The sequence below is a fragment of the Paenibacillus canaveralius genome, from assembly GCF_047238265.1.
Taxonomy (GTDB): Bacteria; Bacillota; Bacilli; order Paenibacillales; family NBRC-103111; genus Paenibacillus_F.
The window spans coordinates 4093496-4110109 of record NZ_JBDFMM010000001.1; the positions used below are offsets into that span (position 1 = coordinate 4093496).

Here is a 16614-nt window from a genome sequence, read left to right on the forward strand (position 1 = left end):
TCACGTGCCGCCGCGCGCCCCGGATTCTTCCCGCAGGACTGAAAAAGGCCGTCTTCCGGTTAACGGAAAACGGCCTTTCTCTTGCGTTTCACAACCGGCCGGCAGGTGCGTGCCGGTTCTATTTCATCTGCTCGCGCAGTCGTTTCACATGACCCTGAACGGCCTCCAAATCCTGCTCGGTTACGGATGCCCGGCTGTACTTGGCCTTCTCGAACATGGCGAGAACCGGCGAAAGCTCGCCCGACAGCCAGTAGCTCTGGGCCATCCAGCGGGAAGCGGCTTCCCGGAACGTTTCATGCTCGAACCGTTCGTATCCTTTGCGTCTTCCGTACCGCAAAAGCCGGTTGACCTCCTGGATGACCCCCTGCGCGTAATTGGCCGCTTTGGGGTCCCGGCCGAACGGAGGAAGAAGTTTCTTGCCGCCGCTCAGCCGGATCGCCGATACGACAACGGCGGTAAGCAGAACGAGGCCGCTGAGCGTATACAGCACATAACGGACCCAGGGAGCGGCGCCGGTTTGCGTCTGCTCCGTCTTAGTCGCGGCGGGTGCCGGAGTCGGCATCTCCGTTGCCGCCGACGATTCGGGCGCATATGACTGGGGCAGGGAAAATCCGGCGGTCGGCTCGAACGGCAGCCAGCCGTAGCCCTCGAAATAAACCTCGACCCAGGAGTGGGCATCGGAATTACGGACGGTGTAGGTGCCCTCCGCGTCGGGGTCGGACATACCGCCCGTGAAGGTTCCGAGACCGGCGGGACGGCCGTTATCGGAAGAACCGGATGCGTAGCCTTTGACCCAGCGGGCCGGAATGCCGAGCGACCGGGTCATGACGACCATCGCCGACGAATAATAGTCGCAGTAGCCTTCCTGGATTTCGAACAGGAAGCGGTCTACAAAATCCTTGCTTTTCCCCTTGGATACGTCGGGGGTGTTCGTATACGGATACTTGCTGGACAAGTATAGTTCCAGCTCGTGCACTTTCTCGTAGGCGGTCGGAGCTTCCTTCGTCACTTCTCTGGCTAGCTCCGTCACCCTCTCGGGCAGCCGGTCGGGAAGCTGGAGATAATCGTTCCATTCGGACCGGTTCAGCCTGCTCATATCGACTTTCTTGAGCCCGCTTAAATCGAGCAGCGGGATATTGGACACGAGCTCGTACTGCTTCGGATAGTTTGATTTCGCGTTAAACCGGAGCTCCGCCTGACGGGCGGACCACCGGAGCGATCCGAGCTGATCGGGATCGGAGCGGGTTCCGTCGGGACCCTCCTCCCGAATGTCCACCTTCGACATCGGATAAGCCCCGAACAGCACCGGGTAAACTTCGGCGCTGCGCATTTTGACCGTCTGCTTCACCTCTTCGGTCTTCAGCTTGGACGTGTCGATGCCGGTATCCGCGGGCAGCTTGCCGCTGGAGTCCACGGAGCTTTGGCGGGCCCGTCTGTCCGCCGGGCTGGCTTCCCAGCCGCTGCCGGTGTACAAAGCCCGCGTCTCTCCGCGGTAATACGTGCGGCTGGTCGTATCAACGGTGAAAACCGGCGTGTAATCGTACTGGAACTGGCCGCCAAGCTGCGCGTCGTTGCGGCTGTAACCGGACGACTTCAGCAGCGGATCGTTCGGGTCCTGGACCAGCGTCCGGCCGGAATCGTCGCTGCTGGGCAGGAAGGTTACGCTCTCGCCGTTATACTGCCGCCAGGCCGTGTACGGATCGGTAAGAACCGGATCGACCGCCGGCACGAGCGCTCCCAGGGTGAGCGTCAGGGCGATAATCAGCACGACCGGCACGATCAGAGGGCCGGGATTGTCCGAAAGCCGTTTCCAGCTTTCGGGCGCTTTATTTTTAAGCTGGGATAAATGCCGCACGACGAGCATACACAATCCGCTGAAAATGACCGCCGCAACCTGCGGCCATAACTGCAAAGTGCTGAACGAATCGCGGACGCCGAAAAACAAAATGGCCAAAATGACGATAAACGAAATCCACAGTTTGGAACGGGATGCCCACATGGCCATCAAGAACACCCACCAGGCGGCCAGCCCGAACCATAAATAAGGGAATAATTGCGAAACGTTGGCTTGAAACCACTCCATCGGACCGTTCATCTGGGACATGGGGACAAACCGGTATTGAAGCACAACCGCGTGAACGACAAGCACCAGGACGATCTGCAAAAGTTCCCGGACCAGATGGTGAATCCGCGGGATGAAGAACGTCGCGCAGACCGCAATCAGCGTCCAGTTTACGGCTTTCAAAGTTTCGGGCAGCCATAATCCGTCCTCGCGGGAAATCCATCCGGTGAACTGGAATAAAAACAGCAGGACGAAGAGGGCCATCCACTTCTTCGTTCCGTCTTCGCCGGCCATGAACCGGAAAACGTTCCAGATGCTACGCATAGATCTTCGTCCCCCCTCCCAGCACAGCCGGCAGCTCCGCCAGCGTGTGTACGCCGTAGCCCATAAAGCCCAGGCTGTGGAGGCGGCGGATCCACACGTCCGTGGAGCCTCCCTTGGCACCGCAGACGCACAGATGACAGGCGAGCATGCGCTGCTTGTCGGTCCAGTGGAGCAGCGACAGGAGATCGGGGTTTTTGGCCGGCGTGATATACACGACCAGCGCTCCCGGCGAGAACATGCCGTCCGCATTGTTGACCACCTGCTGCAGCGGACGGAAGCCGTCCGGCTCCACTTCCACCAGGTGATCCATCAGGACGTCCTCATTGCGTGAGCCGGTCTTGGGCACGGCCACCAGGGATTCGCGGCCGGAAGAAACGAGCCCCACCGCGATGTTTCTCTGCGTGCCGAAATGCAGCAGGGAAGCGGCGACGGAAACCGCCAGCTCGAATTCGGCCGCACTGCCGTAATTCTGCTTGCTCCGGTCGAGCACGATGACCATCTTCGGGAGCGTTTCCCGCTCGAATTCCTTCGACTTCCACGTGCCCGTGCGCGCCGTGGCGTTCCAGTGGACACGTGAAAGCTTGTCCCCGTGAATATACTCCCTCACGCCGTTGATCTGCGTCGTTTCCCGCTGCATCCGGGCGGTTACGGAATGGTGCCTCGCCCCGCGCGGGGACTGGGAAAATTGCGCCCAGTGACGGATCTCGATCATTTGGGGCATCACGACAAAGCCGTAAGGAAGCTGGACGCTGCCTTTATGTTCATAGAGCCCGAAGACGTCTTCTGTCGCGAATTCCGCGCGCTCCAGGGAGTAATGACCCCGGCGCAGGGGCGGCGTTTTGTATACGAACTCTCCCTTGCGCATCCAGTTGAGGACGACGGACCCCTTCATCACGGTCCGTTCCCCGCTGCTCCGCACCAGTTCGTCTTCGATGAGAAGGTACGGGATAGGCCAGACGCCGGGAACCTGAATTTTAAGCTTGATCTGGAGGGACTGCCCCGCCTGGACCTTGCCGGTTCCGTCCGCCGCCGATATTTCGCGCACCGCCTGCGTCTGGCGGATACCGCTCCATTTTCCGAGCACGAGATACGCGGAGAGCAGGCACACGACGGCAAACAGTGTGGAAGCGAGCTTACCGCCCTGAAACAGCAGAAACATCAGGCTGGCAAAGAACAGGAAGGATAATATCAGGGTAGCCTGTCTTCCCTTCTGAGCGGCGGTAGGTTTGAAAAACTTCATTTCGCCTTCTCCAGCCTGACGGGCACTTTCGTATGCGCCAGTATCGAAGCGAAGACGGAACGGGAGGTTTCTCCTTCCATCCGGGCTTCAGAAGATAGAATAATTCTGTGCCCCAGCACGTAAGGGGCCAAATATTTCACATCGTCGGGCAGCACATAGTCGCGGCCGTTCAAGTAGGCGTAAGCTTTCGACGCCTGAACGAGCGCCAGCGTAGCGCGCGGGCTCGCCCCCAGCTCGACGGCCGGGTGCTCCCGGGTGCCGCGTGTAATGTCCACCAGGTATTTCGCGATACCGTCGTCGAGGTAGACCGACCGCACCTCTTCCTGCATGCTTAGAATCTGCTCCGTATCGACAACCTCGTGAAGCTGCTCCATCGGGTGCTCTTTGCTTTGCGACGCGATCATCTGAAGCTCCGTCGCGCTGTCGGGGTACCCGAGGCTGAATTTGATCATAAAACGGTCAAGCTGGGCTTCCGGGAGCAGATACGTGCCTTCGAAATCGATGGGATTCTGAGTCGCGAGAAGCATAAACGGACGCGGAAGCGGGTACATTTCTCCGTCTACCGTCACGTGATGCTCTTCCATCGCTTCCAGAAGAGCCGACTGTGTTTTGGTAGTGGCGCGGTTGATTTCGTCCACAAGCAGGATGTTGGCCATAACGGGACCGGGGCGGAAAAAGAAAGCTTCGTTCTTCGGATGATAGATCGAAACGCCGGTAATATCGGTCGGCAGCAGGTCCGGATTGCACTGGATCCTGCGGAATTGGCCTTGTATGGAGCGGGCGAGGGATTTGACGAGCACCGTCTTCCCCGTCCCGGGCACATCTTCGAGAAGCACGTGACCGCCGGCAAGAAGTGCGGTTAACAGCAGCATGATTTCTTCGCTTTTGCCTAATATACATGAATCCAAATTGGATCTGATTCTGGAAATCTCACTCATATGAGGTTGGGACACGGCAGCCATTCGGTACGAATCCTCCTTCGGATAAACAGGGTTTGAAGTCCTATTTTTTATATTACAGGAAAGTAGAAAGCGAGTACAACAAAACCCCTTCTAAATTTATTAAAAAACCGACAGTTGGTGGAAAAGAAGCTAAAAGGAGCAAACGCCCGCGGGTTTTGTTACGGGAGGGTAACCGTGAGGTAACGCGGGGATTACGAACGTATGACGAAGGAATGACAGAGGAACGAATAATGAGTAAGCAGTGAAAGAAGCAGTGAAAGACAAATGTTAGAGCTGTGATAGAGCAGTGATAGAGAAATGATAGAGAAATGATAGAGCTGTGAAAGAGCGATAATAGAGCAGCTAAAGCAGTGCTAGAGCAGTGATAAAGGAGCGTCCGGAATAACGCAAATAAGCACCCCGTTTCCCGAGAAAACGGAGTGCTTGTTTTACGGCTGCGCATCAGCCTTTGGGACGGACGAACAATGCGGCGAGGAACGAAAAGATGATCGCCGCCGAAATGCCGGCGCTCGTCACTTTGAATATCCCCGTCACGATGCCGATCCAGCCGCTTGTCTGGATTTCGCTGATGGCGCCGTGGACCAGCGCGTTGCCGAAGCTTGTGATCGGCACGCTGGCGCCGGCGCCCGCAAAACGGACGAGGGGCTCGTACAGGCCGAAGCCGTCCAGAATCGCTCCGGCCACGACGAGCGTCGTCATCGTATGAGCCGGCGTCAATTTGCCGAGGTCCAGCAGGAGCTGGCCGATGACGCAGATCGCTCCGCCGACGAGAAATGCCCATAAAAACTGCATGATTAAAGTCCCTCCTGTCTTTCTATCGCGACCGCATGGGCAATGCAGGGAATGGATTCCCCCTGCTGATACGACAGCGGGGACAGCAGGGCCCCGGTGGCGACGACAAGCAGGCGGCGGATTTCTCCCTGCTCCATTCTTTTCAGCAGGTGGCCGTAAGTGACGACGGCCGAGCAGCCGCAGCCGCTTCCTCCGGCCTGCACGCCCTGCTTTTCGATATCGTAGATCATGAGGCCGCAATCGCTGAACGTGGTGCTGTTCATGGCGATCCGCTGCTCCTTCAGCAGCTCGTTTACGATCTGAAAGCCCACGGTGGCGAGGTCGCCCGTGACGATCATATCGTAGTAGTCGGGAGAGCGTTTCATATCCCGGAAGTGAGCGGTGAGCGTGTCGGCCGCGGCCGGCGCCATCGCGGCCCCCATGTTGAACGGGTCCGTAATGCCCATGTCGATTACCTTGCCGATCGTGGCGGACGTAACGATGGGCCCCGTACCTTTCGCGGCCACGACGGAGGCTCCGGCTCCGGTGACGGTATACTGCGCCGTAGGGGGCTTTTGGGAGCCGTATTCCGTCGGGTAGCGGAACTGCTTCTCTACGGTGCAGTTGTGGCTGCAAGTACCGCTCAGAACGTAGTCCCCGCCCCCCGAGGCGACGATCAGCGAGGATACGGCGAGGCTTTCCATCGACGTGGAGCAGGCGCCGAACACGCCCAGGTAAGGAATGGCCAGCGTCCGGGCGGCGAAGCTGCTGGAAATAATCTGGTTCATGAGATCGCCGCCGACATAGAACTGGATCTGATCCTTCTGGAGTCCCGCTTTCTTGATCGCGAGGTTGGCCGCGTCTTCCATCAGCGCTTTCTCCGCTTTTTCCCAGCTCTTCTGCTTCAGCGTATTATCCTGATGGATCAGGTCGAAGTCGTTGGCGAGCGGGCCTTTGCCCTCATCCGGACCGACAACCGTGGCGGTAGAGATCAGGACGGGAGGCTTGCGGAATTCCCAGGATTGCCCTTTGCGAATAATCAATGCGCCCCGCCTCCGAATATCAGAATGAAGATGCCCACGAAGAAAGCCGCCACGACGCCGAACACGATGACGGAACCGGCCAGCTTGAACATGTTGCTGGCGGTGCCGAGAATAAGCCCTTCACTACGGTGCTCGATGGCGGCCGAACACATCGAGTTGGCGAAGCCCGTGACCGGCACGGCCGTTCCCGCCCCGGCCCACTGGGCGATTTTGTCGTACACGCCGAGGGAGGTCAGAATGACGGAAAGGAGGATCAGGACCGCCACCGTCGGATTCGAAGCGGCTTCCTTGCTGAAGCCGAACACTTTCTCAAACAGCATCATGAGCGCCTGCCCGATGATACATATAAAACCGCCCACAATGAAGGCGCGGATACAGTTGGCGACGACCGGTCTTTTCGGTTCGTTTTTTTTCGCTATAGCCTGGTACTGCTGCTGGGTTAATGTCGCGTTTTTCTTTTTCTGATTGGCCACTGCCCATCCTCCTCTTCTTATTCCGTTCCGTTCGTGCTTTTCCCGCCGCCGGAGAGCTGCTTGAGCACCCCCCGCAGGGCCGATGCCGTCTGCTCGTACTTGATGCGGGCATTGAGATCGGTCGCGGAATGCGCAAACGAATCCAAATCCGCCGTGCATTGGCGAAGTGTGGAGAGCAGCTCCACCTGGGGTTTCTCCGGACTGATTCCTCTTGAATCGTCGTACAAATCGACGTACAGCTTATTTTGATCCCCTATCTGAGCGAGAAAAACATTGTCCGCGGTCGCGTTTATTTTAGCCAATTGTTTAGTCAGCCATTCCCTTGTAAGGGAGGAGGCGGCCAGCTCGTCATTATCGACGACCCCGTCCACGATGACCGTATGCGGAAGCTTGTCGGGACCCGTTTTGAGTCCAAGATCGCCGGGCGTAAGCGGCTGTTTCTCTTTCTTGAGGAGAACGCTGAGGTCTCCGCTGGCCTCCAGCATGGCGAATTCGACGTCCGCCACCTGAAAAACGCTCTTCGTGCGGAGCTGTTCCATGAGTTCGTCCGCGGTGTACCGCTCCCTCTTCAGCTCATTTTCCAGTATGCGCCCGTTGCGGATAACGACCGTACCTTTTCCTTCAAAAAAATGGCGGAGCCATTTGCTTTTCAGCGTCGTGATCTCCAGAAAGAACGGCACGAGAAACCAGACCGCCAAAGCCGCGATGCCGTGCAGATAGTGAGCTTCGATATCGGTTGACAGAAAGCCCGCGAGTTCCCCTAGCGTAATGCCCGTTACGTATTCGAAAAAAGAAAGCTGGGAAATTTGTTTTTTCCCCAAAAAACGGGTAATGGCAAAAAGAATGGCGACCGCACCGAGCGACCGCAGCATAATGACTCCAATTCCTTCCACGGCTTAACCTCCTCACTTAACCAGAGCAGTTGACTTGCATGATTCTCCATAGCATGTCCGCAGCGGGAACAGGTATGAAAGGAAGACGATGGAAAACAAAAAAACAGCTTCGTTCGAAGCTGTTTTCCGTTTGTATCCGTTATCCGAAAAGGAACAAGATCGCCACAAGCAGTAAAAACAAAACGAGTACAATCAGCATGTCGGGGTTCATAGCCGTTTCTCCTCCAAGCGGAATTCGAACATGGGAACATGGACCTTCAGGAATGCCCCATTATATGCGTCTAGCGCAGCAGATGATTGTTCGTAAGGGGATGGCCGTTCCGCCTATTTTATAAAAATGGACTATTGGCCCCTGCGCAAACATACAAACGCACATAGGATAAAGGGCGAATATCCAAAATCAGAAGGAGGAGGCTCCTCTTGTCTTTTCCCAGCGACAGTCAGTTTTTTCCCGTCACTATAAACGGCGTTCCCGTTGGAGATCCCGTCGGGGATGAGAGTCCGGCCAGCACGGACATCGTCGGAAACGCCCAGTTTCCGGCCGCCTACGTTTCCTACGATACGAATTTTGTCTACTTCCGTCTGAGGCTGAACGGAGATCCCCGGACTAAAACCGGGTTTGACAATTTTGCCTGGGGGGTTCTTTTTAACACGGACGGCAACCCGTCCACCTACGAGTGGGTGCTTGCCGTCAACGGCCTGAACTCCACCCTGGAACTTATCGAAAACAGAATTAAAGTGCCGAACACGTTCAACGATCCCGCCGAAGGCATTGACGGAAAAGGAACCCCGTCTTATACGCGGCCCATCATTAACTTTGACATCGCGCGGGTTAAACCGACCGGTGACGGTTCCCGTTTCGGCGGGAATGAGGATTATTTTCTGGATTTTTTCATTCCGGTGTCCGTTCTGTTCGGAACGCTCGGGATCACGAATCAGACGCCCCTGCAGTTTATTTTTTTCACTTCTACAAACAGTAATAACTTCAACAAAGACATTCTGATTACGCCAGGCAGCACATTTACGGGAGGTTTCAGCGATCCCGATCCGCCGCAGGACTTTAACGCCCAGGCAAAACTTGTCCTGGAGAAAGCCTTGACCTCTGCCCCGGGAGCAAGCGTCCTGGCCGGGCAGGTGGCGTCCTATACGGGGACCCTTTCGATATCGAACGTGGGAAAAAGCCAGGCCAACGCCGTGCTGGTGACGGATGCGTTCGGACTCGATACGGTGTCCTCGCTGGCGGTTTCTTCCGTAACCCAGGGTCTTTCGACGGTTAATCTGCTCGGCAGATCCATCAGCTGGAACGCGGGGAATCTGGCCCCCGGCCAGACCGTGACCCTGACCTTTACCGTGCAGGGTGCTTTCCTGACTGCCGGAAGCGGCAGCCGCGTCCTGAATACGGCCACGGGAACCGGATTCGACAGTCTGACCGGCCAGGTGATTACAGCCGGGCCGGCAACGGCTTCTATAGCCGTCATAACGGCCGGCGGCGTAACAGGCACCATCTTCAACGGGATGACCGGATTGCCTCTTGCCGGCGCATCGGTGCAGCTTACAAACGCCCAGACTCAGGTGCCGGTCACCCAAACAAGCGGAACCGGAGGGGCGTACGGCTTCTCGAATCTGGTGCCGGGAACGTACAATCTCACGGTTTCTTTTGACAGTTTCGTGTCCCAAACCGTACCGGTTACGATTAGCGCCGGGACCGTGACTCCGCTGGACATTACCCTGCGTCCACAGCCCGCTTCACTCAGCGGCACGGTCTCCGATCAGGCGGGGAACGTTCTTCCCGGAGCCGTCGTCCGCGTCAAATCCCCGTTCGGCGCCATCATTGCCGAAACGACCGCAAACGCGGCGGGACAATACCAGCTCTCGGTTCCCGCGGGAACGTATACGGTGATCGCGGCCGCGGACGGCTTCCAGTCCGAAGTCCGCACGCTGCAGCTCCAGCCGGCCCAAAGCGTGTCCGCGTCGTTTAGTCTCGCGGCTCTGCCCGGAACCGTAAGCGGTGTGATCACCGTCGCCGGCACGGGTACTCCCCTCCCCGGAGCTCTGGTGGAAGCCTTGAACGAACGGGGCCAGCAAATCGCTACCGCCGTCAGCGCCAATGACGGTTCGTATCTCATTAACAGTCTTGCGCCGGGGAATTACCGTATCCGCGCCAGCGAAGCCGGATTCACGACGGAAATAGCCGGCGCATCGGTGCGAGCGGGACAGACGACGACCGTCAATATCGGTTTGAATCCCGCTCCGGGCACGCTTACCGGCCAGGTAACGGACGCCTCCTCGGGTCAGCCGCTGAGCGGCACCGTCGTCCGTGTCGTGACGGTTGAAGGAATCACTGCGGCAACCGCGGTTACGGATGCTTCCGGAACTTATGTCATTAACAGTTTGCAGCCGGTCAATTATACGGTCACGTTCAACGAAACGGCGTATGCCAGCCAGACGACCGGCGTCTCGATCTCGCCCGGCACTCAAAGCGTGCTGAATATCGCGCTTAACCAGTTATCGGGTTCCATTACGGGCCTTGTGACGGACCTTAACGGGAATCCTTTGGAAAATGCGGTCGTACGCATTTTTATGAACAGTTTTGTCGTCGCCACGCTGAATACCGATCAGAACGGACGCTTTGACATCCACGGGCTTGCTCCCGGTTCCTACATGGTCCGTGCCGAAACACCGGGTTACCAGCGCCAGCTTATCGGCGCCTTCATTGAGCCCGGAGAAACGGTCGAGGTCGGTTTTGCCCTGGCTCCTCAGCCCGGCGCTCTAACGGGAACCGTTACAAGCGGAGGGGCGCCCGTGCAGGGGGCGGTCCTCGTGGTCCGCCAGACGGACAACAGCGTAATCGGACGGACGATCACTTCCTCCGACGGCACCTTCGTACTGGAGGAGCTTGCGCCGGGAACTTATACGGCCGCCGTTTTTGCCGACGGGCTGCAGACGCAGATCAAAGGATTCAGCATTACTCCCGGCCAGACGACGACCGTCTCCTATAACCTGGAGCCCTTGCCGGGTATTCTGTCGGGAGTTGTGCTCAACGCCTCCACCGGGCTGATCCTTGCGGACATTCCCGTTGCGGTACGCATCGTGGACACGAACGGACTGGTGATCCAGAGTTTGTTTACGGACCAGTTCGGCGCATTTACGGCGCCTAACCTGGCACCGGGCAGCTATACGGCGATATTCTCCTCGACCGACTTTCAGACGAATCTCGCCAGCTTCCTGATCACGGCCGGACAGACGACAACCGTCAGCGCAAGCCTGATTCCGAACCCCGGACAAATCAGCGGGACCGTAACCGCAGCCGACACGGGCACGGGAATTTCGGGCGCCTCCATCCGGATCAGCAACTACACGGGGACGCTGATCGCTACCGTGCTGGCCGACAGCAGCGGTTATTTCCGGGCCGAAGGTCTCGCTCCCGATACGTACATCGTTACGGCTTCCCAGACGGGTTTCCAGCAGGGCAGCGTCGGAGCGATCGTAAGTGCCGGGCAAACGGCGACGACCGCCCTCAGCCTTCTCCCGCTTCCCGGTTCGGTAAGCGGCGTGATTTCACCCGTCGTGGACGGGACCGTCATCCAGATTTACGACCGGAATAACCTCCTGATTAATGAAGAGCTGGTCAATACGGGGAACGGAACCTTCCGGTTCGATTCGCTCGCGCCCGGCGCCTATATCGTGACGGCAACGCCGCCGGGCTACGCCGTAGCGAAAGCGGGAACGATCGTGGAGGCCGGATTGGAATCGAACGTGTCGCTCACACTCTCCCCATTGTTGTCGGTCCTCTCGGGCCGTGTCACGGATACCGCCGGCAGCCCGGTAAACACGGCCGTTATCCGAGTTCTTGACGGCAATGAAACCTTGCTGGGAACCGGTCATTCCGACGCAAACGGCTTATATGTCGTCGATAACATTCCTGCGGGCAATCATTTCCTGGTCGTAACGGCGCCCGGCTTCTCGACCGTTATCGTCGGTGTCGCAACGCTTCCGGGTGAAGATTCGGCGGGAATCGATATCTCCCTGGTTCCTAATCCGGGCGCCGTCAGCGGGCAAATAACGAACGTTTCGGACGGAAGTCCCCTGCCTTCCGCCACCGTCCTGATCCGCAGTGCGGACGTCAGCAATATACTGATCGCGACGGCCACCACTTCTCTGTTCGGCAACTTCTTTGTAAGCGGGCTGGCTCCCGGCGCTTATACGGTAGTGGCCGAAGCCGAAGGGTTTGCGGCAGGAACTTCCGGTGCCATCGTAATCAGCGATCAGGAGACCGCCGCCAGTCTCGCTCTCCGGCCACTGAGCGGCACTGTGACGGGTACCGTCACGGACCGCTCCGGCACAATCCTGACCGGCTCGGAAACCCAGATCAAAATCTTCAGCGAAGCGGGACTGCTCCTGTTCGCTTACCTGGCCGGTGCGGACGGACGTTTCGTAACGCCCGAGCTGGCTCCCGGCAGGTACGTCCTTACGGCATCCGCCCCCGGCTTCGCTTCCGCTTCCGAGCTCGTTACGGTTGCGGCCGGTACGGCAGGCTCGGTCACACTCGTATTGATTCCGCAAAATGCGCTCCTGACCGGCAATGTCATTAACCGGAACGGTTCCGCTCCGGTGCCCGGAAGCATCGTCACGCTTCTTAACGAGGCCGGGCAGACCGTGGATCAATCGGTTACCGATTTAAGCGGAAATTTTGCGGTCGAGAACGTAACCGCGGGTGTCTACACGCTGACCGTTACCGGCGACGGGTTCGGCAGCACTTCCCTCGGCGTCACGCTCCGGCCGGGTCAAACGACTGCCGTCACCGTTCCGCTGGATCCGTCACCCGGCAGCGTCAGCGGCTTCGTCATCGACCGCACCACTTCTGCGCCTCTGGCCGGAGCGGACATCACGATCGAAGATGCGGCAGGCGTGCCGGTCAATACGGTTCAAACCGACAGCAGCGGCTTCTACCTCTTCAATAATCTCAGTTCCGGAGATTATAAAGTGACCGCCGAAGCGGCCGGTTTCAGTTCGCAAAACGGCGGAGCTCCCGTAGCGCCGGGACGGAATACCGACTACAGCTTCGCCTTGAGCCCGCTGTCCGCTTCTCTGTCCGGCACGGTAATCAGCGCCGCCGGGGCCAGACCGCTTGCCGGTGTGCTCGTCGAGGTCCGGCAGCTTAACACGTACGGCACCGTCCTGACGGATACGACGACCGATGCAGAAGGCCGTTATACGCTGTCCGGCCTCCCGGCGGGCAATTACACGGCCGTGTTCAGCCTTTCCGGCTTCGGCCAGCAGACGGACGCCTTTAGCGCCGCACCGGGGCAAAATACGATTGTGGACGCCCGGTTGTCCCCGACGTCGAACGATTTAAACGGGACGGTCGTGACTCCGCCAACCGTTCCCGTGTTCCCGCCTCCCCTGGTAGCGGACGTCTACGACGACCGGAACACGCCGGTCGTGACGGTTCCGACGGACCCGTCGGGACAATTCACGGCTGACGGGATAGCCGCCGGCGACTACACGGTCGTCGTGCAGAAGCCCGGCCTGTCGTACAGCCAGCAGGTTGTAACGGTGGTTCCCGGCTTCACGCCGAATATCGTTCTCGCTCCGGGAACCCCTGCCCTGACCGTTACGGGCACCGTGACGGACGAATCGACCGGCAATCCGGTTCCGGGCGCTTCGGTTCAGATCCTGAACGAGAACTTGACGCCGGTCGGGCGGACGCTTACCGACGGAACAGGCCTGTTCCTGCTGAACAGCCTGCGCGCCGGAAGCTACACGATTACGGTGTCCAGCGAGCTCTTCGGCTCGAAAGCCGCCGCGGTTTCCCTGGCTGCCGGAATCCCGGCTTCCCCGGTAACCGTGGCGCTAAACCCGGTATTCGGCACCTTGACGGGCACCGTGACGGACCGGAACGGACGGCTCTTATCCGGCGTGTTCGTCCAGATCTTCGATCCTTCCGGACTTTTCCTGAGAAGCGTGACGACAAGCAGCCGAGGCGTCTATACGGTCACCAACCTGGCTCCAGGCTTCTACACCGCCCGCTTCACGCTGGAAGATAAACAGCCGGCCGTGCGCACTTTAATCATCGCCGCAAATGAAACGACCTTTCTCAATGTCGTTCTGGATGACGATTCGGAAGAATAAAAGCCAAAAAATCCCGCCGATGGATCCGGCGGGATTTTTTGCGTTCTTTTTCACGGCATAAAAAGTTAAGAAGTTGGAAGACGCTATCTGTTGGCAGCGGGGACCCAGTCCTTTACTCCGTTGTCTTCGAGAATCCCCAGCGTCACGTCCGCGATATCGGGATCTCCAAGCAGCTTGTCCCGCACGCGGAATTTGACATCGTCCGCTTCGGCAAGCGTGAGGCCCGGTTTCAGCTCGATCAAGCCTTCCACATGATAGTAGCGGCCTTCCTGAAGAACACGCAGCTGATAAATGTCCGTCACAAGCGTTTCGGAAAAAATAATTCCGGATACCTTGTCCTCCACATCCGGAGGCGCGGATACGCCGATGAGACCGACCATATTGTCGTAGCCGACGCGGAATGCGACGAATATCATCAGCAAGCCGATCAAAATCGTCATCAGTCCGTCAAGGGCGCTGAAGTTCGTAAGCGAAGTAACGACCACCGCAATGAGGGCCAGCAGAGCGCCCGTTGTCGCAACCAGATCTTCGTAGAAAACGAGCCGCGTCGGAGGCGCCGCACGTTTCACGTGCTTGAAGGAAGCTTTGACGATTCCGAAGCCGGAAGCTTCCGCTCTCGATTCCTTGATAACTTCCTTCATCGCTTTGTACAGCACATAGCCGTCAATCACGATCGAAAGGACGAGAACCGAAAGATTCAGCCAAAATCCGTGGGATTCGGCCGGATGCTGCAGCAGGTGCAATCCTTCTCTTATCGTTTCATAGGCCATAAAGGTGACGACGAGTACCGCAATCATGCAGAAGATGTTGATGACGCGGCCGAAGCCCGTCGGAAAGCGGCGGGTCGCCTTTTTCTCCGCAAGCACGCTGCCCGTAAACACGAACATCTGGTTAACGGCGTCCGCAATGGAGTGCATCGTAGACGCGAACATGGCGCCGCTCCCCGTCAGTGATGCCGCAACTCCTTTTACGATCGCAATAATCGTATTTCCGAGGGCCGCCGTAGCCGAAGACATATTTCCTTTCTTGATCAGTTCCAGCCAATTCGTACGCTCACCATCCGGGCTCATAAGAAAATGAATCCTCCTAAGTAAAAAGGTAGTTAGGGATAGGTTACCACGAAACCATTCCGCCAAATCATCCTTACGCGGAACGGTTAAGAGCGGTTTCATTTTCAAAGGAAAAAATCCCCTTTCGTTTTGCGGCGCTTCGGACAAGTGGACCTTGCCGGCAGCCGTGCAATAGAAAGGGGATAACCTGCGTCCGGCCGGTCAGCTCCAGACGTTCTGTCTTTCCTTGGATTGAATCGCGCCCGACGGGTCCAGATCCACTTCACCGTCGGCCGCCGAATCGTCGGCCCGCAGTCCGAACCGTTCGTGGGCGCTGACATCCTCGAATATTTTGAGCGGAACCGTGTCGTCTGCGGACTTGCCGCCTGTCGTTACATCTTCAAAAGCGGACTGCCGGATTTCACCGCCCCGGGTATCGGTCAAGCCTTCGGCTCCGGGTCCCGCTTTTGCCCGCGTGTCCGCTTGCCTGCTGCTTTCGGTCTCCCTGTTCACTGGGCATTCCTCCTTGTCATCGTCGTCGCTGTTCTCACGGAAAAGGTTCCCGGTGATAGGTTTCCCGGCTGCGGACAATGCTACTCCCGCGAAGCTCCCGGCGTTGGGTGCCCCGGCACCATATGACCACCGGCGTGTGACGCCGACTGTCCGCCTCGCACCCCCCTTTTTCGCGCCGCGCGAAGCTCCCGGCGCGTGATGCCCGGCGTCAAATGACAGTGGTCAACCATGCCTCCCTCCCCCGCTTTATTTGAAGCCGGTCATGGTGATGCCGCGGAAGATCTGCTTCTGAAACAGCAGAAATACCGCAAGGAGAGGCAGAATGGAGACGGCGGCTCCGGCCATGATAAGCGTCCAGTTCCCGCTGTCGCCCGACTCGCTGGAGAAGAACGCAAGCCCGACGGGAATCGTCAGCTGCTCCGGCGTCTGCGTAACGATCAGGGGCCAGATAAACGCGTTCCAGCTGCCCAGAAACGTTAATATGCACAGCGTTGCCAGCGCCGGTTTGACCAGCGGAACGACCACGCGGAGCAGGATGCCCCACTCGCCCATCCCGTCGATGCGGGCCGCGTCGAGCAGATCGCGCGGAACGGATTCCATGAACTGCTTCATGAGAAAAATGCCGAACGCGGAAATGAGGCCAGGAAAAAGAACACCCAGGTACGTATCGACCAGCTCCAGCTTGGCCGCAAGCAGATACCACGGGATGATCAGCATTTCCGTCGGAACCATCAGCGTGCTCAAAATTCCGACGAAAATGACGGTTTTACCCGGAAACGTGAATTTCGCCAGAATGTATCCGACCACGGTATCGAAAAAGCAGACGGAGACCGTCGTAATGACGGCTACGATCAGACTATTGACGATCCAGGCCGTATACAGCGTTTCCGTGAAAAGCGTCCGGATATTGTCCAAAGTCGCCTCCGGGGGAATCAGGCTCAGCGAAAACACATCCTGCGGCGTTTTCAGCGTGGTGGCGATCATCCACAGAAAAGGGAACACCATGACGGCCGCACCCGCGCCCAGCAGGAAATAGGCCGGAAAGGCGGAGGGGCGGATACGAATGCCGGTCCGGGCGGTGCTCCTGTCGGTCTTGCCGCCGTCCCGCCTCCGGATTCCCGCATGCTCCGCAGCCCAATCATATTTGTTCAT

11 protein-coding genes are annotated in these 16614 nt (G+C 58.1%); 1 reads left to right on the forward strand and 10 read right to left on the reverse strand.

Features of this window, described 5'->3' with window-relative positions; translation table 11 throughout:
• Positions 1–118 precede the first annotated feature (118 nt).
• From ABC395_RS18465 to ABC395_RS18495, 7 genes are all read right to left on the reverse strand, one after another.
• The gene (locus tag ABC395_RS18465) at positions 119–2386 is read right to left on the reverse strand and encodes a DUF4129 domain-containing transglutaminase family protein (RefSeq protein ID WP_413005318.1); all 2268 of its coding nucleotides are present in this window, start codon (positions 2384–2386) and stop codon (positions 119–121) included.
• Positions 2379–3626, reverse strand: a complete 1248-nt coding sequence (locus ABC395_RS18470; RefSeq protein ID WP_413005320.1) for a DUF58 domain-containing protein — start codon at positions 3624–3626, stop codon at positions 2379–2381. The genes ABC395_RS18465 and ABC395_RS18470 overlap by 8 nt, the downstream gene beginning before the upstream one ends.
• On the reverse strand, positions 3623–4588 hold the full coding sequence (locus tag ABC395_RS18475; RefSeq protein ID WP_413005322.1) for an AAA family ATPase: 966 nt from the start codon (positions 4586–4588) through the stop codon (positions 3623–3625). Before ABC395_RS18475 ends, ABC395_RS18470 begins: the two co-directional genes overlap by 4 nt.
• 441 nt (positions 4589–5029) lie before the next feature.
• Positions 5030–5380 (reverse strand): stage V sporulation protein AE, encoded by a 351-nt coding sequence (spoVAE, locus tag ABC395_RS18480; protein WP_103993488.1) that lies wholly within the window; start codon positions 5378–5380, stop codon positions 5030–5032.
• Between the two features lie 2 nt (positions 5381–5382).
• Positions 5383–6399: a stage V sporulation protein AD gene (gene spoVAD / locus ABC395_RS18485; RefSeq protein WP_413006765.1), complete on the reverse strand. Its 1017-nt coding sequence runs from the start codon at positions 6397–6399 to the stop codon at positions 5383–5385.
• Positions 6399–6875, reverse strand: a complete 477-nt coding sequence (gene spoVAC / locus ABC395_RS18490; RefSeq protein WP_103993486.1) for a stage V sporulation protein AC — start codon at positions 6873–6875, stop codon at positions 6399–6401. Before spoVAC ends, spoVAD begins: the two co-directional genes overlap by 1 nt.
• A gap of 17 nt (positions 6876–6892) precedes the next feature.
• Positions 6893–7768 (reverse strand): DUF421 domain-containing protein, encoded by an 876-nt coding sequence (locus tag ABC395_RS18495; protein ID WP_413005325.1) that lies wholly within the window; start codon positions 7766–7768, stop codon positions 6893–6895.
• Positions 7769–8188: 420 nt separating this feature from the next.
• On the opposite strand from ABC395_RS18495, the gene ABC395_RS18500 reads away from it, so the two are divergent.
• Positions 8189–13900, forward strand: coding sequence for a carboxypeptidase regulatory-like domain-containing protein (locus ABC395_RS18500; RefSeq protein ID WP_413005327.1), 5712 nt, complete (start codon positions 8189–8191; stop codon positions 13898–13900).
• 83 nt (positions 13901–13983) lie between these two features.
• Here ABC395_RS18500 and ABC395_RS18505 read toward each other — a convergent pair whose 3' ends face one another.
• The 3 genes from ABC395_RS18505 to ABC395_RS18515 form a co-directional block, all read right to left on the reverse strand.
• The gene (locus ABC395_RS18505) at positions 13984–14970 is read right to left on the reverse strand and encodes a cation diffusion facilitator family transporter (RefSeq protein ID WP_413005329.1); all 987 of its coding nucleotides are present in this window, start codon (positions 14968–14970) and stop codon (positions 13984–13986) included.
• 201 nt (positions 14971–15171) lie between these two features.
• Entirely contained in the window at positions 15172–15462 is a 291-nt protein-coding gene (locus tag ABC395_RS18510; protein ID WP_413005330.1) for a hypothetical protein, read from the reverse strand.
• A 246-nt stretch (positions 15463–15708) separates the two neighbouring features.
• The gene (locus ABC395_RS18515) at positions 15709–16614 is read right to left on the reverse strand and encodes a carbohydrate ABC transporter permease (protein ID WP_413005332.1); all 906 of its coding nucleotides are present in this window, start codon (positions 16612–16614) and stop codon (positions 15709–15711) included.

Coding starts and splice junctions, on each gene's coding strand:
- ABC395_RS18465 (WP_413005318.1), bottom strand. CDS start 2,386: ATGCGTAGCATCTGGAACGTTTTCCGGTTCATGGCCGGCGAAGACGGA.
- ABC395_RS18470 (WP_413005320.1), bottom strand. CDS start 3,626: ATGAAGTTTTTCAAACCTACCGCCGCTCAGAAGGGAAGACAGGCTACC.
- ABC395_RS18475 (WP_413005322.1), bottom strand. CDS start 4,588: ATGGCTGCCGTGTCCCAACCTCATATGAGTGAGATTTCCAGAATCAGA.
- spoVAE (WP_103993488.1), bottom strand. CDS start 5,380: ATGCAGTTTTTATGGGCATTTCTCGTCGGCGGAGCGATCTGCGTCATC.
- ABC395_RS18505 (WP_413005329.1), bottom strand. CDS start 14,970: ATGAGCCCGGATGGTGAGCGTACGAATTGGCTGGAACTGATCAAGAAA.
- ABC395_RS18515 (WP_413005332.1), bottom strand. CDS start 16,614: ATGAACAAATATGATTGGGCTGCGGAGCATGCGGGAATCCGGAGGCGG.